Genomic DNA, 21,456 nt, shown 5'->3' with positions numbered 1-21,456 from the left:
AGCTCGGGGATCACGGCCGGGGTTCCTCTCCGGACTCCGCGGGCGCCAGGGCGGCGTCCCGGAAGGTCCCGGCGAGGTAGTCGGCGGCCAGCCCCGTGGCGTAGGCCTGCACGGGCCCGAAGTACCAGGAGGGGTCGTAGGTGCGCCGGTAGTCGATCTCCCAGGTCAGGCGGGTCCGGTCGGCCTCACCCGCCACGGCCTCCGTCTGCCACGTGGCCACGGCCCGCTCCATCTCCATCCAGTTGGCGAAGGCGGTGTCCTCGGTGACCTCGAAGACCACCCGGCCCCCGTCGTCGCCCACCTCGCTCTCCACGATCTCCAGCTCCAGGTGGCGCGGGGTGGCTTCGGCGCCGAGCGCGAGGGTCCGGCGCGGGGTGAAGTGGACGAGGCGGGTGTCGCCCACCGCCAGGCCCTCGCCGACCGCCTCGACCGGCTCGGGGAAGGGGACGGCGCGCAGGAGGAGGGCGCTCGGGGGCGCGTACTCGGGCGGGGCCGCCAGGGCGGCGGCGACGTCGGCGGGGGCCGCTTCGACCAGCACCGAACCCGTGCCGGTGTCCTCGCGCGGCAGCAGCGAGAACCCGCCGATCCCCTCCATGGTGAGGGCGAACAGGATCGGGACCGCGACCAGCGCGTTCGGGTGCCGCTGGTCGGACCGGAACAGCGCGACGCCCAACCAGGTGACCAGGGCTGTGATCCCGTAGATGAGCGGCGCGGAGATGACCAGGCAGACCATGCCCTCGCCGAGCAGCGGCCCGGCCAGCAGCAGGCCGAGGGTGGTGACGACCATGGCGACGCCGACCGCGCTGCGTGCTCGGCAGCCGAAGACGACGAGCAGGGCCAGGAGTGCGGGCAGTCCGACGTAGAACAGGGCGGTCTGGTCGAGGCCGCCGAACCTGGTCACCCGGACGGCGAGCAGGCCGACGAAGGCCGCGAGCACCACCCCGGCCAGGATCCACCGGGCGGGCGTGGGCCTGGGGAGATCGCTCTGCCTCCCCCTGGTGTCCCTGAGCGGGCGGCCGGAGGCGTAGCGCTCGGCGGCCTCCCGGTCGGCTCGCCGGTCGGCTTCGGACGGCTGGTCCGACGCGGTCGGCTCGGCCGGTTCCCGGGGTTCGGGTGGTTCGGGTGGCTGCGTCACGGTGGGGGGCTCCTTGCTGTGGCACGATCCCGCGAACTTTCTTGACGCCATGATTAAAGCACACGGTTTAATCACTCGATTAAACCGTATGATGAAGGCCGACCCAGAGGGAGGACCATGGCCAGGAGCGGCGGCGCAGGCCGCAGGAACAGTGCCGACACCAAGGAACGCCTGCTCACGGCGGCGAGCGAGATCCTGCGCGAGGAGGGGTACGCCGGTGCGTCGGCCCGGGCGATCGCCACCCGGGCGGAGGCCAACTCGGCGCTGGTCTTCTACCACTTCGGCGGGGTCGACCAGCTGCTGCTCGCGGCCCTCGACCGCTCCAGCCTGGAACGCATGGCCATGTACCGGGAGCTCGCCGGGCAGGCCCGCACCCTGGAGGAGCTCGTGGAGGTCGCCACCCGCATCTACCGGATCGACCTGGAACGCGGTTACATCGCCGAGTTCTCCGAGCTGGTCGCGGCGGCGGTCACCAAACCCGAGCTGCGCACGGAGATCAACCAGCGCTCAGAGCCCTGGATCGACTTCATCGCGGGGGAATGGGATCGTGTGCTCGGGGGCTCGCCCCTGGGGAAGCTGCTTCCCGCACGCGAGGTCGCGTACGCGGCGATCACCTTCTACCTGGGGGTCAACCTCTTCTCGGTGCTGGACGAGGACCAGAGCCGCACCGAGGGCGTGTTCGAACTGGCCGGAGCGCTCGCCCCGCGCGCCAGACTGCTCACCCTGCGCCTGCCCCGCCGCGGGACCGAACCCAGGCAAGCCCCGTGAAGGAGAACAGTGTGAACGTGGAGATCGCCGAGGGGATCGAGTTCCCCGACACCGCCGACGGCCGGATGTGGGTCGCCGGGGCCGTGATCGTCGACGACCGGGGGAACGCGTTCGCCCAGCGCCGGTCGGCCACCCGGAAGGTGTTCCCGAACTGCTGGGACGTGGTCGGCGGTCACGTCGAGGACGGCGAGACCATGCTCCAGGCGCTGGCCCGCGAGGTCCACGAGGAGACCGGCTGGACGCTGTCCGCGGTGGTGGCCGAGCTGTACCGGTTGGACTGGGACCCGGGCGACGGCCGCACCCGCAGCGAGGTGGACTACCTGGTCCGGGTGGACGGCGACCTGGCCGACCCGACCCTGGAGGCGGACAAGCACACCGAGTTCATGTGGGTCGACGAGACCGGGCTGGACCTGCTGCGCGACTCCCGCGACCCCGGCGAGTACTTCATCAGGGACATCGTCGAGAAGGGCCTGGCCGCCGCCCGCGAACTGCGCTGACCGGAGCACCCGGGCCCGGACGAGTGCTTCCGGGGGTGCCGGCCGTCGCTGTTCGTGCCTCGAACCCGGGTCGAGGGCCCGGGCGCTCGGCAGACGCACGAATCACCGGTCGGCACCGCGATCCGCGCGACTCGGCCGATGACAGATGTCATCCGGCGGTGGGGGACACCGTTTCGGTGCGCCACCAGGATCTCGACGCGCCGCGCATCGACCACGCCGCGACGGTCGCCAGGGCGAGGACGAGGGCCGCCGCGAAGTAGGGAGCGGACGGGGCGTACTGCTGGAACAGCCAGCCGCCGAGGAGCGGGCCGATGACCCGGGCACCGGCGTTGACGGACTGCGACACCCCGAAGATCTCCCCCTGCCGGTTCTGCGGAGTGACCCGTGAGAGCGCGGCCATGGTGGTCGGCGCGTAGGTGGCGTTGCCCGCGGCGACCAGGGCGGCGGGCAGCGCCACGTGCCACCAGTCCTGGGTGAACGGAACCAGGAGGGCCCCCAGGGCGAGCACCAGCGCACCCACCGAGATCAGGGTGACCTCGCCGATCCTGCTCGACAGCCACCGGGTGGCGGTGAGCTGGACCAGGACGATGAGCACCCCGACGTACATGAACAGCAGACCGTTCTCCACCTCGGCGAAGCCCAGCCGGTCCGCGGTGAAGAGCGGGAACTGGGAGTCGATCATGGAAAAACCCACCATGATCAGGCCGGAGAGGGCGAGCAGGGGGAACAGGCCGGGAAAGGCGCGCAGACTCCGCACCCCCAGCCCCCCGCTCGGGGTCCCGGTGCCACGCGGCAGGGCCGCGAGCGCCCAGACGATGTTGACCAGGCACAAGCCCGCGGCCGCGAAGAACGGAAGCCGCTCGTCGCCCAAGGCCACGAGCAGTGACGCGATCCCGGGCCCGAGCACGATCCCCAGACCGATCCCGCCACCCACGACCGCCATCCCGCCCGCGCGGCGTTCGGGGGGCAACACGTCCGCCACCACGCCCTGGGCCGCGGCGGTGCTCGCCGCGCAGGCCCCGGACAGGATCCGTCCGATGAACACCAGGAGCAGGGTGCTCGCGAAGCCGAGCGTCAGGTAGGCGACGGCGCCACCCGCGGCCGTGGCGGCGATGACCGGACCCCGGCCCCAGCGGTCCGAGGCGCGTCCGACCACCGGTGCCAACAACAACTGGGCCAGCGAGTAGCTCGCGATGAGCACGCCGATGGTGGCGGGCGAGGCGTCGAATTCACGAGCGTAGGTCGGCAGGATCGGAACGACCATTCCGAACCCGAGCATGTCGACGAAGACCGTGATGAAAACAGCCCCGAGCGCACGCTTGGGGGTGACCTTTTCTTTCATTCGACTACCTTGATAATAAGAATAAACGGTGCACATCCCATTGACACGGGAAAAATCTATCCCTAACTTATCTCCATGCGCAACCCCCCTGAAGCTGTTTCGCGGCCCCCGCGGAGCGTGGCGATCATCGGCGTCACCGGCCACCTTGGTCGTGAACTTTTATCCACCATGTTTCACGAATACAGGGAAACAAAGTTCTTACTCATGGCCCGGGCGGATTCGGAAGGGCACCTGCGGGCGCGCCTGGACGAGGCCGTGGACTGGTCCCTCGGACCCTTGAGCGACCTCGACAGATCACGCATCTCCTACGCACGCGTCGATCTGACGCAACGTGACCTCGGGCTCGACAGCCTGGGATCCTCCCTGCTCGAAGGCGTGGAAGACCTGTACTCCCTCGCTTCGAACATCTCTTTCTCCATGTCGGCGGAGCAGGCCAGGGAAGCCAATGTCGAAACTGTGAACAATCTTGTCCATTCCTGCCGCAAACTTCGGGAGGACGGATCCCTTCGAGTTCTCCACTACGTTTCTACCGCGTATGTCGCCACAACAAGAAAACCCGTGGCCGAACCCGTTCCGGCAGACCTGGGCGAGCGGTTCAGGAACACCTACGAGCGTTCGAAGGCGCACGCCGAACAGCTCATACGTGAATCAGAAATACCCTTCCTCATCTACCGCCCATCGATTATCGTCGGTTCGTCGAGGACAGGCAGGGCTTTCGGATTCGACACCGTATACAACTTCGTCCGCTCCTACGCCAGGGGGACACTCCCCTTCGTCCCGGCCACACCCGGGCACAGACTGGACATCGTTCCCTCGGACTACGTCGCCAGGGCCATGACCGCGCTGGCGGACGCGCCGCCGGGGGAGACGTTCCACGTCACCGCGGGCGCGGGGGCACCGAGCGTCCGGGAGGTCTACGAAAGCGTGCGGGCCGCAGTGGGTGCGCACCAAGGCCAACACAGCGGTCTCGACCTGCGGTTCTTCCCGCCTGAGCTGATCGCACGGGCCGAGTCCGCTCCCCCCGGCCTGGCCTCGTCACGGTTGAAGCGCACGGCGCGGCTCATCTCGACCTATCTGCCCTTCCTCGACACCGGGGTGCCCGAGTTCGACAACACGGCGACGATCCGCGCCACCGGCCTCCACCCCCCGAAGCTGAAGGACTACGGAACCCGTGTGTGGTCCTACGCCCTGGAACACGACTTCGGGAGCCGCAACGGTGACGCGCGGAAACCGGCGAGGGCGAAGGCGGGCGGCGGCCGTGCGACCACGACACCGCGTCCGGACCCCCGGAGCCTCGACGGGGTGATCCTCCACGCGGCGCGGCACCGGCCCGACGGGCCCGCGATCGTGAACGCGGACACGGTACTCACCTACACCGAACTGGCCCGCGAGGTCCATGAACGCGCCCGTCTCCTCGAGGAACAGGGGATCGCCTCGGGAACCCGTGTGGCCCTGGCCATGGCCCACGACTCCGCTTCCGTGGTCACCTTCCTGGCGGCGCTTCGCGCCGGTGCGAATGTCCTCCTCCTGCCCGAAGACGCGGCTCCGCCACCGGTGTGGGGCCCCACCCTGACGCTGCGAGCGCATGAGCCCCCTCGGGGCCACCTCGATCCGTCGGTGCTCTCCCCCCACGCCGGGGGCTGTGCCTTCGCGACCTCGGGCACGACCGGTCGGCCCAAGCTGGTCCAGCATCCGGCCGGCTCCCTGCCGGCGAGCGGCCGCTCCACAGCCGACGCCGTCGGGCTGGACGGAAGCGAGAGGGTCGCCCTCTTCCTTCCGCTGTACCACGCCTTCGCCTCGGGGATAGTGCTGCCCTCGGCGCTGTACGCGGGCTGCGCCGTCGTGCTCCCCCCGGCGCACTGGACGGGTCTGGAGACCCTGTCGAGGACCCGGGTGACGCACGCGGTCGGCGTGCCCACACACTTCCACTCCTTGGTCGAGGAGTGGCGAGAGCGTGAACGCACCGGCGACACCGGCCTCCGGTTGTCCCGGTGGACGGTCAGCATCTGCGGGGACGACCCCGTCCTCCCCGCGCTGCGCGACGACTTCGAGCGGACTTTCCTGCGCCCCCTGGCCCAGGGGTACGGACTGAGTGAGGTGCTCCTTTCGTGCTTCACCGCCGCCGCCGACGCGGAGGCCCCCGACTGTGTCGGCATGCCCTTGCCCGGTACCGAGATCTCCGTCCGTGATCCGCTGGGCCGGACCCTGCCCAGCGGGAGCCAGGGGCGCGTCTGGGTGAGCACACCGACCTCCATGGTGGGATACGTCGGTTCGGAGCCGAGGGAGTCGCGATGGACCGACACCGGTGACATCGGCTGGGTCGACGCTCACGGACGTCTGCACGTGAGTGGCCGTCTCCTGCGCCAGGACGGGATCTGTGAGGTGACCGAGGTCAACGGCCGGAGCTTCACCAGCCGCCAGGTGGAGAACATCCTGTTGTGCTCGGGCAAGTTCCGCCGGGTGAAGGTGGTGTTCGCCGGGAGGACCGCGCACGCCTTCGTGGTCGTTGAGCCGGGGGCCGGTGACCACGACCCGCGTGAGCTGGCCGGAGCGTTCGCCGGGCCGATCAGGATCACGCCCGTCTCCCGCCTGCCGGAGACACCGGTCGGCAAGGTCGATCGCACCGCCCTGCACGGGATGATCCCCTAGATGAGTGTTTCCGCAGGGTCAGTGGTCGCGGGACCGGTTGCCCGGTGCGGTCGTTGCGCCAGGTCGCTGCGGTCAGTGCCGGGCGCCGTTGGAGCATCCGGTCTCCCCGCCCGGAGCGGGTCCGCCGTGGGGCGTTGGGCGGTCAGGCCGGGGGCGGCCCCGAACATGTCCGCCGGGTGGTGTCCGTGGAGCGCGCGGGCGAGGGAGTTCAGGTCTTGCGTCACAGCATGCCCATGGGCTCCCCCGCCTCGTGCTCGGACCACTCACCCCTCGGAATCACTCGTCTGGTCGGGCAGTACCAGGCGGACACGGCTCGGGTCCCGCTCCGCCCAGACGATGTCGACGGTCTGGTCCACCCGCACCCCGTGCCCGTCCAGGTGGACCCACTCGGTACGGGGCAGGCCGTCCACCTCGTACTCGATCACGGCCCCTCTGCCGCAGCCCCTGTCGCTGTACACCGGGGTGCAACCGAGGGCGGTGACCCTGGCCTCGCCCTCCTGGGGGTTCCTCGGATCGCCGCCCATCAACAGGCCGACCGGGATCGCCAGCAGGAAGAGCCCGAAGAAGCCGATCCAGAACCACATGATCCAGCTGTGAGCCAACGCCGCCACCGGACCGCTCGGCGGGCCGCCTCTCCCGTGGCGGTGGGCCCGGTCTGATACGCCTTGCGGCGGAGCCGGTAGAGAACCACTCGCGGCCCTTCAGGGGCCAGCAGCATGACGGCGATCGCCACCGCCAGAGCGATCGCGCCCCAGAGGATCGGGGGGATCCACATCCCGTTCTCGAGCGCTGCCTCCGAGGGGTCACCGGCCAGGTAGGTGACTTCCACGTCCGTTTCGGCCCCCCGCTCGAACGTTCCCCGCGCCGTGGTGACCACGGGAACGAAGCCGTTCTCCTCAGGAAGGAACTCCACCACCGGGGAGCCGGCCACGATCTCGACGACCGTGCCCGGCGCCGTCAGCGCGTCCGTCTCGTAGGCGATCCGGGTCTGCAGATCGTGAACCCCGAGTGCGACCCCGATCACGAGGACGACCCCGAGGACAGGCAGACCCAACAGGTTCAGCCAGAGGGAGTCCTTCCGGGACATCAGCGGGAAGAAGGGGACGTGACGTCTCACGGGGAACTTTCCGTTCAGGGCAGGGGCGGGGCCGCGGAAGACGCGGAGAAGGCCAGCGGATCGGGTTGGTCAGAAAGGCGGTCGGCCGACCAGGCGGACCACGTCGGGGCGGGTGGCACCGAACTCCACGGCGACCGTCTCCCGTTCCCGGTAGTCGTCGATGTCGGAGCAGGAGATCCGGATACGGTCCTCGTAACGCAGACCGTGTGCCTCGTACTCCACGGTCACGAACCCGCGACAGCCGCCACGGCTACCGCTCTCCCGACCGGTATCGAGCACCGGGGCGTCCACCACGTGTGAGTCGGCCAGGGCGGCGTAGCGAAGGCCGGTATGCACCGCGAACCCCACCGGGAGGCTGAGGATCCCGCAGATGAGCAGGACGAACGGGAGCCAGAATCCCCAGAGCCGGGAACCGGATCGGGAGCGAGGGCCGGAGTCGGCTCGGGAACGGGAACGAAAGCGGCGCCGAAACAGCAGGAAGCCGCCAGCACCGAGGCCGACCGCCGCCAGAAGCCCCAGCGCGGCGGGCACGGCCTGCCATGACCAGCGGTGGTCCTCCCGATAGGCGCGGTTCGGATCCTCCGGAAGGTACTGAACCACCAGTTCGCGGGGGTCGTCAGGGGTGAAGGAGCCTGGGAGGAGCGTCCGCACCGTGGCTCCTTCCTCGGTGAGGAAGACCACCTCGGCCTCGCCGCGCACCACCCCGACCACCGTCGCGGCCGTGCTCACGGCCCGCTCCTCGAAGGCGGCCTCCTCGGCTCGCCCCTGGAGCGACTCCCCCAGCAGCCCTGCGACCAGGAACAGGGCGATGCCGCAGGAGAACACTGCCAGCAGGACCGGGCCGATCACCCGCTGCCAGGCGCGGCGCAGCGGCCCTCCGGGCGGTGTCTCCGGGGCGGACGGCGGTTCAGGGATCGGTTGACCGTGGAAGGGCCCCCGGTCCCGAAGTTTCCTGAGCTGCCACTCCGGGGTCCGGTGGGGCCTGTTGGAACGACGCTTCCTGGTCACGGGCCCACCAGCCTGACCTGGCTGGGGTCGTCCCGGTCCCAGGCGACGGCGACCGTCTCCCGGGCGACGAACTCGTCCAGCCCCAGGAGGTCGACGACCACCCGCTCCCGGTAGTCCATCCCGTTCGCGCGGTACTCCAGCACCACGTACGCCTCACAGGCGGATCCGCTTCTGACCTGGGAGCAGCCGTCGTCCACGATCCTCGCCCGACCGGGGACCTCGACCCCGGAGCTGGGCGGTTCGGACTCGTTCCCGAGCGGCAGGGCCGAGAACGTGACGACGATCGCGGCCATCAGCAGCACGGGGGACGCCCAACGGACCGCGCCACGGGGCAGCAGCCGGAAGGGGCGCGGCGGGTTCGGGACCGGGGCGGTGTCGGCGTACTGGTAGAGAGCTCCGCGCAGGAAACTGACCCCGAAGGCCAGGGCTACGGATGCGAACATCGCCCAGATCTCGGGGGAACTCACCAGGGCCGCACCGAGCATCACCAGGCCGCCCAGGGTCAGCGCCGCCCCTACGACACCCGGGGCCCAGGGGGCGTGGACCACGCGGTCCTTCCCCTGGTAGACACCGGGGCGCCGGTTCAGCGGCCTGCGCTGTTCGGAGCGGGTCAGCGGACCCTTCACCATGGTTCGGGCACGCCGCCAGAACCACCCGGCGCGCAGCCCGCGCCGGTGGAACAGCTCGAACAGCACCCAGGCCGCCAAGAGCAGGAGGAGTACCGGCCCCGCGAAGGTCCGGGGGTGGTCGGCCGCGATCGCGTCCTTCGGATGGTTGACCCGGTAGACCACCTCCAGGGTCCGGGAGCCGTCGTCGCGAGGGCTGTCGAACAGCCGGGCGTGGACGGACTCACCGTCCTCGGTGGTGTACCGGACCACCGGATTCCCGTACTCGGTCCGCACCACCTCGGCCTCGGTGGTGCGGGTCGGCCCGACGTCGAAGGCCACTTGGCGCAGTGCGGCCCCCGCGGGAAAGGAGAGGAGGAGGGCCACCATCCAGACGAACACGCCGATGAACAGACCGTCGCGGCAGCCTGAGCCCTCACCTCTCCGGTCCTTGCTCTGGGTCCGGGCCAGCTCGTTCGTGAACTCCACGAAACCGGGCGGCAGGTCGCGGCTCATCGCTTCTCCCAGCGGACGTCGGAGGGGTCGGTACTGTCCCAGCTCACCGGGGCCTCGGCCGCGCGGATCAGGTCCTCGGCGGCCGCGGGCTCCCGGACCCGGATCGTGCCCCGGTGCGGTAGCCCGTCCGCCTCGTACTCCACGGTCAGGCGGTAGGTGCAGCTGCGCCCGTGGGAGGCGCACTCGTAGTCCACGACCTCGGCGGTACCGTGCCGGCGCTCTCCGTCGGGGAGAAGAGGGAAGAACAGGGTGAAGAGCAGGAGGAGCGCGCCGGGGACCAGCAGGCCCGCGACCAGCACCAGGTAGACGGACCAGCGCGGCACCGGCCGGAACATCCGTGGAGCGTGGTGCACGGGTGCGTGTTCGGCGTGGAGGTACAGCGCCTGGACGCCGAGGCCCAGCCCGTAGACGACGAGCGCCGCCCCGAACCCGCACAGCTGAAGCGGCACCGCACCGGTCACCGGACCGAGCAGCGGCAGGGTGTACAGCCCGATCCCCACCGCCACGAGCGCCCCGCCCGGGACCGCCCAGGGCAGGGACCGCCGCCACGGGGAGCCCTGCCCCGGGGTCCCCCCAGCGCAGGACCCGGACCCGGCGGCGGAACCAGCCCGCCCGGACTCCGGCCCGGTGCTGGAGGACCAGGAAGCCGAGCAGCAGGAGCCCGGCCGGGACCGCCCAGGGCCACAGCGGCCACCGGTGGTCGGTGAGGGCGACCTGCTCGGGGTCCTCGGGGAGGTGGACGACGTCCGGCCGGAGCGGAGTGTTCGAGGTGTGCTCGCCTCGTGCGAGGGCGGTGACCTCGGCGCCGTCGGCGGTGGTGAACCGCACCACCGGCCGCCCGTGGTCGACCCTGACGACCTCCGCCTCGGTCACCACCCCGTGCCGGACGAACGCTGCCTGCCAGGCCAGCCGCTCGGTGGCGTGGAAGACCACCACCCCGACCAGCAGCCCGAGGACCAGGACACAGCCGCGGACGAAGGCCGGGTAGCGGTCGACGGCGGGCGGCCGGGGTGACAGGGAGCGCCGGTGGGACTCCAGGTCACGGGCGAAGGCGTTGAAGCCGGACGGAAGGGGGACACGACTCACGGGGGATGCCTTCCAGGGGCGAGGGCTCGGGATTCGGGATTCGGTGAGATGGAGGGCCGGGACTCAGAGGGCCAGCAGCAGGAACACCCCCAGCCAGAGGAAGGCGAGTTCGAACGGCAGCTCCCGGTCCCGCTGAACCTTCCGCTGCGGCACGGGCCCCAGTCCGGCTCGGGTGTGGCCGAGGAACCGGGAGATCCGCTCGGCATCCAGGTCGACCCCTGTGAGTACCGCCCTTCCGTCGCTCAGGTGCAGTCGCCGGGCCTCCACACGTTCCACCAGCTCCACCGGCACGTAAGTCACGTGGAGGCGGTGCACCACCCGGATCCAGCTGCCGGACAGGCTGACCCGGGCGAGCGCCAGGTGCAGCAGGTAGACGCCCAGGCAGGCGACCGGCAGCCCGGCCAGGAGCGCGACCAGCGGCCACCACGGGGGTATCGGTTCCAGGGCCGCCAGGCCCAGTGCGCCCCAGACCGTCGCCACGACCGCGCCCGCGGCGAGGAGGAGCCCGGTCGCCGCACGCCCCCGGTTCAGGAGCGTGCCGCCCCCGGGTTGGGGGACTCTCCGGTCCCACGGGTCGGCGTCGGCGTCCGGACCGGTCCCGGCCCGAACCATCTGATGCTCCCTCCCCGGCCCGCGGACCCCGACCAGCCCCATGAACAGAAGCAGGACGGCCCCCGGAGCCGCAGCGTCGGTACCTTCCCCGAACACCAGCGGGGCCAGGCAGAGGAATCCGCAGATCCCGCACCAGAAACGGACCCGGGCGCCGGGCAGCAGTGCGGCGCGCAGCAGGTCCCGCCGGGTCGGCGCCGGAACACGACCGCGGTGGCGGGGGTCGCCACGCCGGTCGACCAGGATGCGGTGTTCGGAACGCAGCGCCAGTAGGACCACCACGGTCGAGATCAGGACGAGCACCAGGCTGAGGGGCCACGGCATGGAGGATGCCTTCCAGGGGCGGGGCAGGGACCTGAGGGGTCATCGAAGAGACGCCGGGGCGAGCGCTTCGGTTCCACAGCTCAGCTCCAACGGGGTCGGGAGAACACGCTCAAGGAACGCCGCGGCGCTCATCCGGCCGGTCTCACCCGCGTGGGATCGACGTCACTGATTCCCAGGGGCACCACCGCACCGGCACGGAAGGAACCCGCATCGGAGCAGTGGACGGAGACGGAGCGCTCGTGCGGCATCCCGGCGGCCTCGTAGGACAGGCGCGCCGAGTACCAGCAACCGCCGCCGCTCTCCTTGGTCACCTCGTGAACGGTGGCCTGGACAGTGCTGCCCTCGGCGATCTCGCGCTCTTCCAGAAAATAAGCCGCGGCCGCGCTCGCGGGCACCACGAACACCGGCAGGCAGACCAGCACCAGGCCGACCACCACCGCCCTGGTCGACGGCTCCGGGTAGGTACGCCGGGGACGGGTGCGGGCGGCATACCTGGCGAGGGCGGTGCGGGCCAGGACCACCGCGGTGAGCAGCGCCGTCGTGGCAGCCGCGAACCATGTGCCCCCGGGGTCGAGGCGCAGCAGATCAGCCGGGGCGGTGCCCAGGAAGGGCCGCGCGTACAGTGCCGCTGCGGCACCGAGGCACAGCACCGCGGGCAGGGCCCAGCGGGCGACGGGCAACCGCGCGGGCTTCCTGACCAGGCGTCGACGTTCGCGGCCCGGCAGGCCGCCCCGGTACCAGGTGTCCGCGCACCAGGCCACCGCGCACACAAGCAGCAGAACCGGCACCAGCAGCCAGGACGAGGGGCCCGACGGCCGTAGCTGAACCTCGTGCGGGGCGTCGGGCAGGTAACGGACCGTGACTGTCCGGGTGTCCTCGATCGGGTTGTAGGCACCGCCGGCGACGGTCTCCACCCGGTGGCCGTAGTCGGTGGTGAAGGCGAGCAGGGCCCGGCCCTCGACGGTTTCACCGACCTGTGCCTGAACCTCGACGCTCGGTCCGGCTTCACGAAACACGGCGTCGCGGACCAAGGGGGAGGCGACCAGGCCGAGGGCGATCCCGCCGATGATGCCCAGTACGGCCACGAGCACGGCGATGCCGCCCACTGCGACCGCCCGGCCGAGGATCACCTCATCGTCCCTGGCCCAGTGCTCACGGGCCTTGGCCAGCAGGGCTCGGGGCGATCGGCTCGGGGGCCCAACCCTCCGGGAGGGGGCGGCTCCGGGGTGGCGTCTCAGATGGTGCTTCTTGCGCGCACGGCTCATGGTGAGAGTCCCGGGGTCGAGAGATTCGGAAAACACGAAGCGCGCCGCCACCCGGTGGGTGACGGCGCGCCGTGGAACTTGAGGAGCACAGGGGGTGCCTTGTCTGACCGCGAGCACGAACCCGGTTCGTCCGGCTCCAAAGCGTCCACCCTAGAAAGGTCAGGTCACATCGCGGGCGCCTACCGGTGACTCCTCGGTCCCGGGTTCGCCGACACCTCCGACGGGCCCGGAACCCGCCTCCGCCGGAACCTCCGTGTCCGAGGTAGCCGAGGTGTCCGAGGCCTCCGAGGCCTCCGAGGCCTCCGAAGCATCCGGGTCGTCCGGATCACCGAGCATCCCCTTCTCGGTCCCGGCGATGATGCGGGTGCCGGTCAGGTCGCCGGTGATGTTGCACATGGTTCTCGCCATGTCGAGGATCGCGTCGACGCCGGCCACCAGGGCGACGGGAGCCATCGGCAGGCCCACCGAGGTCACCGCCATGGTCAGCATGATGAGCCCCGACCCCGGGACCCCCGCCGTGCCGATCGAGGCCAGCACGCCGGTGAGCACCACCGTGGCGATCTGCGCGGTGGTCAGGTCCACACCGGCGATGTTGGCGACGAACACGGTGGCGGCGCCGACGTAGATGGCGGTGCCGTCCATGTTGATGGTCGCGCCCAGAGGCAGCGTGAAGCCGTACACGCCCTCCCTGACGCCCATCTTCTCGGCCGCCCGGGTGGAGACCGGTAGGGTGCCGCTGCTGGAGCGCGTGACGAAGGCCGTGAGCATCGGTTCCTTCGCGGCGGCGAAGAACCGGGCCACGCCCGCGCGGAACAGCATCAGCAGGACCGCGTACACGAGGACCATGACGACGATGGAGCCGTACACCGCCCCGGTGAGCTTGAGCAGCGGCCCGACGGCCTCGGTGCCGGTCTCCGCCAGGACCACGGCGATCAGCGCGAACACGCCGATCGGGGCGTACTCCAGGACACCCTTGACCACGCGGAAGACCAGTTCCACGGCGCCGTCCACGCCGCGGCGGAGGAAGATCCCCAGTTCGCGGGTGCGGTGTTCATCGCTGTTGACCATGAAGGTCAGCGCGAGGCCGAAGGCGATGGCGGCGAACATGATGCCGAGGACGTTTCCCTCGACCAGGGCCTGGAACGGGTTGGCGGGGACGATGTCGAGCAGCGTCTCGGAGATCGCCGGGACCTCGGCGCCCTCCTCACCGCCGTCGCCGGGCATGTCCAGTCCGCTCCCCGGGGAGACGGCCAGAGCCACGCCGAGGCCGATCGTGATCGCGAACGCCGAGGTCACGAGGTAGAAGGCGAAGACCTTGAGCCCGATCCGCCCCAGGCGCTGCGGGGAGATGGAGACCACGCCCGCGATGAGGGTCGTGATGATCAGCGGGAACACCAGCATCTGGAGCAGGCGCAGGAAGATCTCCCCCAGCGTGTCCAGGACCGGCAGGGTCCACGCCTGGGTACCGGTGGCCGAGATCGCCAGGCCGACGGCGGCGCCCGTGACGAGGGCGACGGCCATCTTCCAGATCAGGGGGAAGTCCAGGTACCGGCGCCACAGCCCGGGTGGGCTCGGGGGCCTCTCGTGCACGTCCGCGGACATCGTCGTCCTCACTCAGTAGGCAATACCAACAGAAAGCAAATGTCCGCTTTATACCTGAATGGCGCCTTTTAACACGTCACGATCCGGTCACTGAAAGCAACCGCCCCTCATGCCGACAGAACCTCCGCCACCGCCAGCGGCAGCGCGTCCAACAGGTCCGACGCGCTGATCGGCGCCCCGTCCCGGGCCAGCACCGCCGCCCGCCCGTGCAGGTAGGCGGCGCACGTCCCCGCGTCCTGGGCGGACAGCCCCGCCGCCAGCAGCGCGCCCGCCGCCCCGGACAGCACGTCCCCCGAGCCCGCCGTCGCCAGCAGAGGAGTCCCGGTCGGGTTCACCACCGCCGGGGCACCGGGATGCGCGATCACCGTCGTCGACCCCTTCAGCAGCACCGTCGACCGGTACAGCCCCGCCGCGCGCTCGGCCTGCTCCAGCCGGTGCGCCTCGATCTCGGCGCGGTCGGTGTCCGGCAGCAGGCGGGACATCTCCCCCGCGTGCGGAGTGAGCAGAGTGTGCGCCCGGCGCCGACGCACCAGATCGGCCAGGGACGCGCTCTCCGCCACCAGGGTGAGCGCGTCGGCGTCGAGCAGCGCCGGAACATCGCTCTCCAACAGCGCGCGCAGCTCGTCGGCGTCGGCCGGGTCCGTGCCGCGGCCCGAGCCGACCACCACCGCCGAGACCCGCCCGGGCCCCAGGCCGGTACCGCTCGCCGGGTCCAGGTGCACCCCCACCGTCTCCGGCCACCGCGCGATCACCTGCGCGAGGACCTCCTCGCCGCCCCCGTAGCGGACCATGCCCGCGCCGGTCCGCAGCGCGCCGCCGACGCACAGGACGGCGGCGCCCCGGTACCGGTCGGACCCGGCGCGTACGGCGAGCACACCCCGGCGGTACTTGTCGTCCTCGGCCGAAGGGGTCGGGAGGAGCCGGGCGATGTCCACAGCCTGTGGACGGAGCAACGTCGCTCCGGGCAGTTCCGGGGCCAGGCCGATGTCCACGAAGTGGACCCGGCCCGCCCTCTCCGCGCCCGGGTCGACGAACAGGCCGGGCTTGTACGTGCCGAAGGTGACCGTGGCGTCCGCCCGCACCGCGCTGCCCGCAACCACCCCGGTGTCGGCGTCCACCCCGCTCGGGAGGTCGACCGCGACCACCGGGGCCGGTGAGTTCGAGGCCAGGGCGGCGAGCGCGGCGAAGGGTTCGCGCAGTCCGCCGCGGCCGCCGATACCGAGGAGGCCGTCGACGATGAGGTCGGTGTCGAAGAGCGCCGACTCCGCCTCCTCGGAGATCCGCGCCCGGTGGACCTCACGGTTCTCTGCGGACCCAGAATTTTCTGTGGCCCTGGCCTCCCCTGCCGCCCCAGAGGGCGTGGAGGAACCGGCCGCGGCGGCCGGCCCGTCCCCGATCACCCGGCCGCCCGCCGCGCGCAGGGCCGCCAACCCGCCCGGATGGGCCCTCTTGCCGGCGAGCACCGCCCGTACGAACGCACCGCGCGCGGCCAGGTCCGCTCCCGCGAACAGGGCGTCGCCGCCGTTGTCGCCGCCGCCGACCATCAGGGTGACGCGGGAACCGTAGACGCGGGGCAGCATACGGGCGCAGTGGACGGCCAGACCGGTGGCAGCGCGGCGCATGAGGGCACCTTCGGGCAGTCGGTCCATGAGGGCCTGTTCGGCCTCCCGGACGACGCTGACGGCGTGGGCGGAGAGCACCGGTCACCTCCGAGGGGTGGGGTTCGAGGGTCGGATCTCCCATCGTGGCGCATCCGGTTCGGAACACACCCGCACCGCCACGCACACCCGTCCCGGAGATCCGGGTGCTTTCCGGCGGACCCGTGATGCGGCGTGCCCCGCGCCGAAAGAGGCGCGGCTCCACGGAACATAAATCACTTTCGACTCATATAGCCCGTTGTCACTGGTTCACCACCTAGAGAAGTCTTCGCTGGAGACAATGGGTGTATGCCTCGACCGAGCAAATACGTATCCAGGTCCGATCTGGGCTGGGGCACCTCCCCCGCCTCCCGAGCCACTCCCCGCTCCGGTCTCGTCATCCACTACGACAGCGCGAACCAGGGGCTCTCCGGCAAGAACCACTCCGCCTGCCTCACCTACTGGCGCAACACCCGCAACTTCCACACCGGCCCCTCCCGGGGATGGGTGGACATCGGGTACTGCGTGGACGAGGAGACGGAGATCCTCACCGAGGACGGCTGGCGGTCGTTCCGGCAGGTCCGCGCGGGCGACACCGTGCTCACCCTCGACCACACGACCGGGGCCTCCCAGTGGCAGCCGGTCCAGGCCGTCAACGTCTTCCCGGCCACCGAACGCACCCTCGTCCGCATGGAGGGCCACTCACACTCCTCCCTGACGACCACGCACCACCGCTGGCCGGTGGAGCGCTTCTACCGGCGAACCGGAACACAACGCCAGAAGTCAGCTGACGGCAAGTGGGCTGCCACAGGCCGCGCTGAACGAACGCAGCAGGGCCGGGAACGTGTTTGGACAACCACCGAGTCCCTGACTTACTGGGACCGCATTCCCCTAGCGGCTCCTTGTGACAGCCTGCCGACCGATCCCAAGTGGTCGGATTCCCTGGTCGAGTTGGTGGCATGGTTCTGGGCGGAAGGGCACATCAAACCCCAGAGCCGTAGCCGCCTCCCCAGCAAAGGCGTTGTCATCTACCAGTCGGAAGAGAAGAACCCGGAGAACGTCACCCGAATCAGGGCCGCGCTTCGGACCCTTCTCGGTCCGCCCTCTGAGGGGTTTCCCCGGACAGGGCAGGTATCTGATGGCGTTCCCCGATGGAGGGAGGCCCGCAACCGCCACCTCGTGGAATTCCACCTGTCCACAGATGCCGGACCGGTCCTTCTCGAACAGGCACCCGAGCGTGTGCCCTCCTACGCGTTTCTTCGCTCACTGACCAGAGCCCAGCTCGAACTGTTCATCCGTGTCTCACTGTTGGCGGACGGGCACAACAACCGAACGGTCAACGCACAGGCCCTCAGCCAGAAGAGCCGGGCGGCTGCAGAGGCATTCCAATTCGCCGCAACGCTGGCAGGACACGCGACCTCGCTGCATCGTCGTCCCCCCACCAAGTCCACGAAGTACGACATGTGGAAGGTCGAACTGCGGAGGAAAACCCACTTCTCTCCCAAAGCAGCGGCTGCACGCAAGTCAGCGTTCTCCATCACCGAGGAGACCTACGGCGGGCACATCTGGTGTCCCACCACCCCCAACGGCACCTGGCTGGCCCGGCGGCGGGGGACGGTGTACTTCACCGGCAACTCCTTCATGGCCTGCGCGCACGGATACGTGCTCGAGGGGCGCGGGCTGTACCGCACCCAGGCGGCCCAACCCGGCGGGAACTCCTCGCACTACTCCTGCACGCTGGCGACCGGTCCGACCGACGCCATCACCCCCGAACAGATCAACGCGGTCCGGGCGCTCCGCCAGTGGCTGATGGAACCCGACACCTCCGTCGCCGGGACCGTCCTCGGGCACCGCGACTTCATCTCCACCTCCTGCCCTGGCGACAAGGCCTACCAGCTCGTTCAGGACGGCACATTCGCAGAGCCCCCCGGGGCCGTCACGGAAGGACTCGACTTGCTCGGACTCAAGGAAGGCGACGGCATCCCCACCCCCTCGGAGGGGGTCAAGGCCGTCCAGCGACTGATCGTGGCCGCCGGTTTCGGTGAGCACCTGGAGCCCCACGGGGTCGACGGCCAGTGGGGGAAGGGCACCAGCGCGGGCCTGCTCGCGGCCCGCCGCTACGTGGGGTCGGGCGTCTCCTCAATCAAGTCCATGACCGGCGAGTCCTACGCCCAGCTCATCCGGGCGTGCGCCCGGCGGGAGGCGGAGCGGGCCGTCAAGGCGCTGGAGAGCTCCGCCGGCTGAGGTGAGGCCCGCCCGGCACGGAAACCGTCCAGGCGTACGACCGGCCCGCCACCGAGCGGCGGGAGACCCGGGGTCGGGGCACTCCCCCGCCGGGGTCCGGTCGTACGCCTTCCGCCCGCCCGGCCTCACCGGGGACGCCCCGGTCCCCGATCACCAGCGGTCCGGACCCGCGCCCCCACAGGACCCTTCGTCTGCGCGGCCCTCCGTCGACACGGCCCTCCGCCAGCGCGGCCCTCCGCCGGCCGCGGGGTCCGCTCCGCCCTTCGGCCGACAGCACCCCAAGGGGTTCGAGCCCCGCACGCACACTCCGCACGCACGCCCCCGCACACCCCCACGGACCGGGTACGAGGCAGTACACCTGAGGTACTACAGTCTGTCGTAGTTTGGTTCGGTCCGCTGACATGGGCGGGCACACGGAGTACCCGAGTGGAGGCGGCGTGGTCGACTGGCTGACCATGACCATTCAGATGGTGTCGTTGGCGATGGCCGTGTGGTGCCTCGTCTCCACCTTCCGCGACCAGCCGATGCTGGTCCCCCATCTGGTGGGCATGGGTGTCCTGTGGCTGCTGGTGCTCGGGCAGGTCGGCGCGACCGTCGTGACGATGGTGGGTGGCGAACGGCCCGAGGAGATGATCATGTTCATCTCCTACGTCGCGACCGTCGCACTGCTGCCGCCCGCCTGCGCCGTGTGGGGGTTCATGGAGCGCAGCAAGTGGGGCCCGGCCGTGATCGCCTTCGCCTGCCTGATCCTCCCGGTCCTCCTGGTCCGCCTCGAGCAGCTGTGGAGCCCCGTTGTCTGACACCGCCGGAACCGGTTCCGCCTCCGGTCCGAACACCGCGTCCGACCCCGTCGGCGACCGCACCCTGCGCACCGGCCCCGGCCGCGTGCTGGTGGCGGTGTACGCGGTGTTCGCGCTCGCCGCGACCGCTCGGGGCAGCTACCAGCTGGCGACCCGGTTCGACGAGGCGCCGCTGGCGTACGGGCTGTCCGTGCTCGCCGGTGTGGTCTATCTGATCGCCGCGGTCGGCCTGGCCCGGGCGGGACGCACCTCGCGCCTGGTGGCGTTGGTCTCGGTTTCGGTGGAGATGGCCGGGGTACTCGTGGTGGGCGCGCTGAGCGTGTTCGCCTCCGGGGTCTTCCCGGACGACACCGTGTGGTCCGGGTTCGGCAGCGGCTACCTGTTCATCCCGCTGGTCCTGCCGGTTCTGGGGCTGTGGTGGATCCTGCACGTCCACCGGATGGACCGGGCGACACGGGCGGCAGCGGCTTCCTGAACCCCGCCGCACAGCCGCTCCCTCCTCGGAAACAGGTTGACGGAGCGTAGGACACGATCCGGCCGCGAGGGCATGGATCAGGATCTTCCGGGCATGGGTTGCGGATATGGAGGCACACACCCGTACCCTCAGCCGGACTCCCACCACCCCCGCCGCGGTGGGCGGTCCCGCCCTTCTCGTCGTCGGCCTCGGACTGACCCTCTGGGCCTGGAACGCCGCCGTGCCCGACCCCGCGCGGCACCAGATCTTCCTCTCCCTGTGGCTGCTGGGCGTCGCGATCCTGGCGGTCCGGCTGTTCCTCGACGGACTGCCCACCTCCCCCCGGTACCTGTCCCGCGGCGCGGTGATGTTCGGGATCGGTACGGTGGCCGCGGCCGCCGTGACCACGATGCCCTGGTCGGACCTGGGCTCGGTGTTCTGGTACCAGCTGTGGTTCTCGGTCCCGCTGCTGGCCGGGCTGGCCGCGGTCGCCTTCCGACCCTCGGCGCACCGGTGCCTCCCCCTTCCGACTCCGCACTGAGAGCCCTCCTCCGCCACCCGGGGCCGGGAACGGCGCCGGTACCCCGGGCCAGTACCCGGGGCAGGGAACCCGGAGCTCCGCCTCCGCCACCCGCACTCGCCGTCCGGGAGCGCCACCCGGGAGCACCACCCGGGGTCGGCACCGAGAGTACGGACACGGCGACTCTCCGAAAGGTGACCGCTACTAGGCTGTCGCCATGTCCGATCAGACTCTGTCCCTTCCGGTGGCCGTTTCGGCCGCCTGGCTCCGTGAGCACCGTGACGAGGTCGTCCTCGTCGACTCCCGTTGGTACCTCGACGGCCGCTCCGGCCACGAGGCCTACCTGAACGGCCATATCCCCGGCGCCGTGCACGCCGACGTGGACTCCGACCTCGCCGCACCGGCCAGTGCCGAGGGCGGCCGCCACCCGCTGCCGGCCGCCGCCGACTTCGCCCGCACCCTGGGCCGCCTGGGTATCGGCGACCGCTCCTCCGTGGTCGTCTACGACGACGCGAACGGCTCGGTGGCCGCGCGGCTGGTGTGGATGCTCCGCGTCATCGGCACCCCCGCCGCCTTCCTCGACGGCGGCCTCCAGGCCTGGACCGGCGAGCTGGAGAAGGGCGAGGTCACCGCCGAGCCCGTGCACCGGACCGCTCTCCCCTGGCCGGCCGGCCGCCTGGTCGGCACCGAGGAGCTCCAGCAGGAGCTCGCCGACCCGGACCGGCTCCTCCTGGACGCCCGGGTGCACGGCCGGTTCACCGGCGAACAGCCCGCGCCGGTCGACGCCCGCGCCGGGCACATCCCCGGTGCCCGCAGCGCCGAGTGGCCCGCCAACCTGACCCCGGACGGCCTGCTCGCCGCACCCGGGGTCCTGCGTGAGCGCTTCGCCGCCCTGGGCGCGGACTCGGCGCGCACGGTCACCGCCTACTGCGGTTCCGGGGTGACCGCCTGCCACGACCTCCTGGCCCTGGAGCACGCGGGGTTCGCCGACACCCGCCTCTACCCGGGGTCGTGGAGCCGCTGGGGCGGGGACGACTCCCTCCCCCTGGAAACCGGCGACCCCCGGGCCTGACCGGAGCGCCCCCAGCTGCGACAACCGTCCGAAACCCCGCCGGGGCCCGCTCTTCCGGAGCGGGCCCCGCACCGTTTCCAGTACGTTTCCGGCCGGTCCCCCCACCGGCCCGAAAACCACCTACTGTGGGGTCAGGACCAAAGTCCGAAAGACCCGAAAAGCGCGGACCGTTCAACACCTCCCTCACAGGGGCGGTCCCCTCCCCA

Annotated in this window: 20 protein-coding genes; 9 read left to right on the top strand and 11 right to left on the bottom strand. The window is 71.0% G+C overall.

What is annotated here, in order from left to right; genetic code table 11:
- Window positions 1-10 precede the first annotated feature (10 nt).
- Complete coding sequence (locus tag D458_RS0129455; protein ID WP_017590311.1) at window positions 11-1,135, bottom strand: hypothetical protein; 1,125 nt, start codon at window positions 1,133-1,135, stop codon at window positions 11-13.
- Between the two features lie 117 nt (window positions 1,136-1,252).
- Here D458_RS0129455 and D458_RS0129450 point away from each other — a divergent pair, with 117 nt between their 5' ends.
- On the top strand, window positions 1,253-1,903 hold the full coding sequence (locus D458_RS0129450; protein WP_017590310.1) for a TetR/AcrR family transcriptional regulator: 651 nt from the start codon (window positions 1,253-1,255) through the stop codon (window positions 1,901-1,903).
- 11 nt (window positions 1,904-1,914) lie between these two features.
- Entirely contained in the window at window positions 1,915-2,400 is a 486-nt protein-coding gene (locus D458_RS0129445; RefSeq protein ID WP_017590309.1) for an NUDIX hydrolase, read from the top strand.
- 148 nt (window positions 2,401-2,548) lie between these two features.
- On the opposite strand, the gene D458_RS0129440 is transcribed toward D458_RS0129445, so the two are convergent.
- Complete coding sequence (locus D458_RS0129440; protein ID WP_017590308.1) at window positions 2,549-3,742, bottom strand: MFS transporter; 1,194 nt, start codon at window positions 3,740-3,742, stop codon at window positions 2,549-2,551.
- A 75-nt stretch (window positions 3,743-3,817) separates the two neighbouring features.
- Here D458_RS0129440 and D458_RS0129435 point away from each other — a divergent pair, with 75 nt between their 5' ends.
- Window positions 3,818-6,391, top strand: a complete 2,574-nt coding sequence (locus tag D458_RS0129435; protein WP_083936466.1) for an AMP-binding protein — start codon at window positions 3,818-3,820, stop codon at window positions 6,389-6,391.
- Between the two features lie 263 nt (window positions 6,392-6,654).
- Here the strand turns inward: D458_RS0129435 and D458_RS0129430 are convergent, their stop codons facing one another.
- From D458_RS0129430 to D458_RS36165, 5 genes are all read right to left on the bottom strand, one after another.
- The gene (locus D458_RS0129430; RefSeq protein WP_017590306.1) at window positions 6,655-6,975 is read right to left on the bottom strand and encodes a hypothetical protein; all 321 of its coding nucleotides are present in this window, start codon (window positions 6,973-6,975) and stop codon (window positions 6,655-6,657) included.
- Window positions 6,915-7,508 (bottom strand): hypothetical protein, encoded by a 594-nt coding sequence (locus D458_RS0129425; RefSeq protein ID WP_017590305.1) that lies wholly within the window; start codon window positions 7,506-7,508, stop codon window positions 6,915-6,917. Before D458_RS0129425 ends, D458_RS0129430 begins: the two co-directional genes overlap by 61 nt.
- 69 nt (window positions 7,509-7,577) lie before the next feature.
- On the bottom strand, window positions 7,578-8,516 hold the full coding sequence (locus D458_RS0129420) for a hypothetical protein (RefSeq protein ID WP_152521286.1): 939 nt from the start codon (window positions 8,514-8,516) through the stop codon (window positions 7,578-7,580).
- The gene (locus D458_RS36170) at window positions 8,513-9,637 is read right to left on the bottom strand and encodes a hypothetical protein (RefSeq protein ID WP_017590303.1); all 1,125 of its coding nucleotides are present in this window, start codon (window positions 9,635-9,637) and stop codon (window positions 8,513-8,515) included. The genes D458_RS0129420 and D458_RS36170 overlap by 4 nt, the downstream gene beginning before the upstream one ends.
- Complete coding sequence (locus D458_RS36165; protein ID WP_017590302.1) at window positions 9,634-10,143, bottom strand: hypothetical protein; 510 nt, start codon at window positions 10,141-10,143, stop codon at window positions 9,634-9,636. Before D458_RS36165 ends, D458_RS36170 begins: the two co-directional genes overlap by 4 nt.
- A gap of 121 nt (window positions 10,144-10,264) precedes the next feature.
- On the opposite strand from D458_RS36165, the gene D458_RS38255 reads away from it, so the two are divergent.
- The gene (locus D458_RS38255; RefSeq protein ID WP_017590301.1) at window positions 10,265-10,651 is read left to right on the top strand and encodes a hypothetical protein; all 387 of its coding nucleotides are present in this window, start codon (window positions 10,265-10,267) and stop codon (window positions 10,649-10,651) included.
- Between the two features lie 135 nt (window positions 10,652-10,786).
- On the opposite strand, the gene D458_RS0129400 is transcribed toward D458_RS38255, so the two are convergent.
- The 4 genes from D458_RS0129400 to D458_RS0129385 all read right to left on the bottom strand — a co-directional run bounded on the left by D458_RS0129400 (window position 10,787) and on the right by D458_RS0129385 (window position 16,223).
- Window positions 10,787-11,656 (bottom strand): hypothetical protein, encoded by an 870-nt coding sequence (locus tag D458_RS0129400; RefSeq protein ID WP_017590300.1) that lies wholly within the window; start codon window positions 11,654-11,656, stop codon window positions 10,787-10,789.
- A gap of 128 nt (window positions 11,657-11,784) precedes the next feature.
- Window positions 11,785-12,921 carry a hypothetical protein gene (locus tag D458_RS0129395; RefSeq protein ID WP_239648100.1) on the bottom strand — a complete coding sequence of 379 codons (1,137 nt, stop codon included), beginning with the start codon at window positions 12,919-12,921 and terminating at the stop codon, window positions 11,785-11,787.
- Window positions 12,922-13,080: 159 nt separating this feature from the next.
- Window positions 13,081-14,523 carry a dicarboxylate/amino acid:cation symporter gene (locus tag D458_RS0129390; protein WP_017590298.1) on the bottom strand — a complete coding sequence of 481 codons (1,443 nt, stop codon included), beginning with the start codon at window positions 14,521-14,523 and terminating at the stop codon, window positions 13,081-13,083.
- A gap of 107 nt (window positions 14,524-14,630) precedes the next feature.
- The gene (locus D458_RS0129385) at window positions 14,631-16,223 is read right to left on the bottom strand and encodes an NAD(P)H-hydrate dehydratase (RefSeq protein ID WP_017590297.1); all 1,593 of its coding nucleotides are present in this window, start codon (window positions 16,221-16,223) and stop codon (window positions 14,631-14,633) included.
- A gap of 246 nt (window positions 16,224-16,469) precedes the next feature.
- On the opposite strand from D458_RS0129385, the gene D458_RS0129380 reads away from it, so the two are divergent.
- The 5 genes from D458_RS0129380 to D458_RS0129360 all read left to right on the top strand — a co-directional run bounded on the left by D458_RS0129380 (window position 16,470) and on the right by D458_RS0129360 (window position 21,250).
- Complete coding sequence (locus D458_RS0129380) at window positions 16,470-18,404, top strand: N-acetylmuramoyl-L-alanine amidase (protein WP_017590296.1); 1,935 nt, start codon at window positions 16,470-16,472, stop codon at window positions 18,402-18,404.
- Between the two features lie 437 nt (window positions 18,405-18,841).
- Complete coding sequence (locus D458_RS0129375; RefSeq protein WP_017590295.1) at window positions 18,842-19,204, top strand: cyclin family protein; 363 nt, start codon at window positions 18,842-18,844, stop codon at window positions 19,202-19,204.
- A gap of 64 nt (window positions 19,205-19,268) precedes the next feature.
- Window positions 19,269-19,679, top strand: a complete 411-nt coding sequence (locus D458_RS0129370; RefSeq protein WP_051049812.1) for a hypothetical protein — start codon at window positions 19,269-19,271, stop codon at window positions 19,677-19,679.
- A 106-nt stretch (window positions 19,680-19,785) separates the two neighbouring features.
- A complete protein-coding gene (locus D458_RS0129365) occupies window positions 19,786-20,199 on the top strand; it encodes a hypothetical protein (protein ID WP_017590293.1) in 414 nt (137 codons plus the stop codon).
- A gap of 196 nt (window positions 20,200-20,395) precedes the next feature.
- Window positions 20,396-21,250 carry a sulfurtransferase gene (locus D458_RS0129360; protein ID WP_017590292.1) on the top strand — a complete coding sequence of 285 codons (855 nt, stop codon included), beginning with the start codon at window positions 20,396-20,398 and terminating at the stop codon, window positions 21,248-21,250.
- Window positions 21,251-21,456 lie beyond the last annotated feature (206 nt).

It is taken from the genome of Nocardiopsis ganjiahuensis DSM 45031 (genome assembly GCF_000341085.1).
Lineage (GTDB): Bacteria > Actinomycetota > Actinomycetes > Streptosporangiales > Streptosporangiaceae > Nocardiopsis > Nocardiopsis ganjiahuensis.
The sequence above is the reverse complement of the archived record's forward strand: the minus strand, read 5'-3'. Positions and strand labels throughout refer to the sequence as shown.

Excerpts from the sequence above, each read along its gene's own strand:
- D458_RS0129450 (WP_017590310.1), top strand. The coding sequence starts at position 1,253 with ATGGCCAGGAGCGGCGGCGCAGGCCGCAGGAACAGTGCCGACACCAAG.
- D458_RS0129440 (WP_017590308.1), bottom strand. The coding sequence starts at position 3,742 with ATGAAAGAAAAGGTCACCCCCAAGCGTGCGCTCGGGGCTGTTTTCATC.
- D458_RS0129435 (WP_083936466.1), top strand. The coding sequence starts at position 3,818 with ATGCGCAACCCCCCTGAAGCTGTTTCGCGGCCCCCGCGGAGCGTGGCG.
- D458_RS0129430 (WP_017590306.1), bottom strand. The coding sequence starts at position 6,975 with ATGTGGTTCTGGATCGGCTTCTTCGGGCTCTTCCTGCTGGCGATCCCG.
- D458_RS36170 (WP_017590303.1), bottom strand. The coding sequence starts at position 9,637 with ATGAGCCGCGACCTGCCGCCCGGTTTCGTGGAGTTCACGAACGAGCTG.
- D458_RS0129400 (WP_017590300.1), bottom strand. The coding sequence starts at position 11,656 with ATGCCGTGGCCCCTCAGCCTGGTGCTCGTCCTGATCTCGACCGTGGTG.
- D458_RS0129395 (WP_239648100.1), bottom strand. The coding sequence starts at position 12,921 with ATGAGCCGTGCGCGCAAGAAGCACCATCTGAGACGCCACCCCGGAGCC.
- D458_RS0129390 (WP_017590298.1), bottom strand. The coding sequence starts at position 14,523 with ATGTCCGCGGACGTGCACGAGAGGCCCCCGAGCCCACCCGGGCTGTGG.
- D458_RS0129380 (WP_017590296.1), top strand. The coding sequence starts at position 16,470 with ATGCCTCGACCGAGCAAATACGTATCCAGGTCCGATCTGGGCTGGGGC.
- D458_RS0129365 (WP_017590293.1), top strand. The coding sequence starts at position 19,786 with ATGGAGGCACACACCCGTACCCTCAGCCGGACTCCCACCACCCCCGCC.
- D458_RS0129360 (WP_017590292.1), top strand. The coding sequence starts at position 20,396 with ATGTCCGATCAGACTCTGTCCCTTCCGGTGGCCGTTTCGGCCGCCTGG.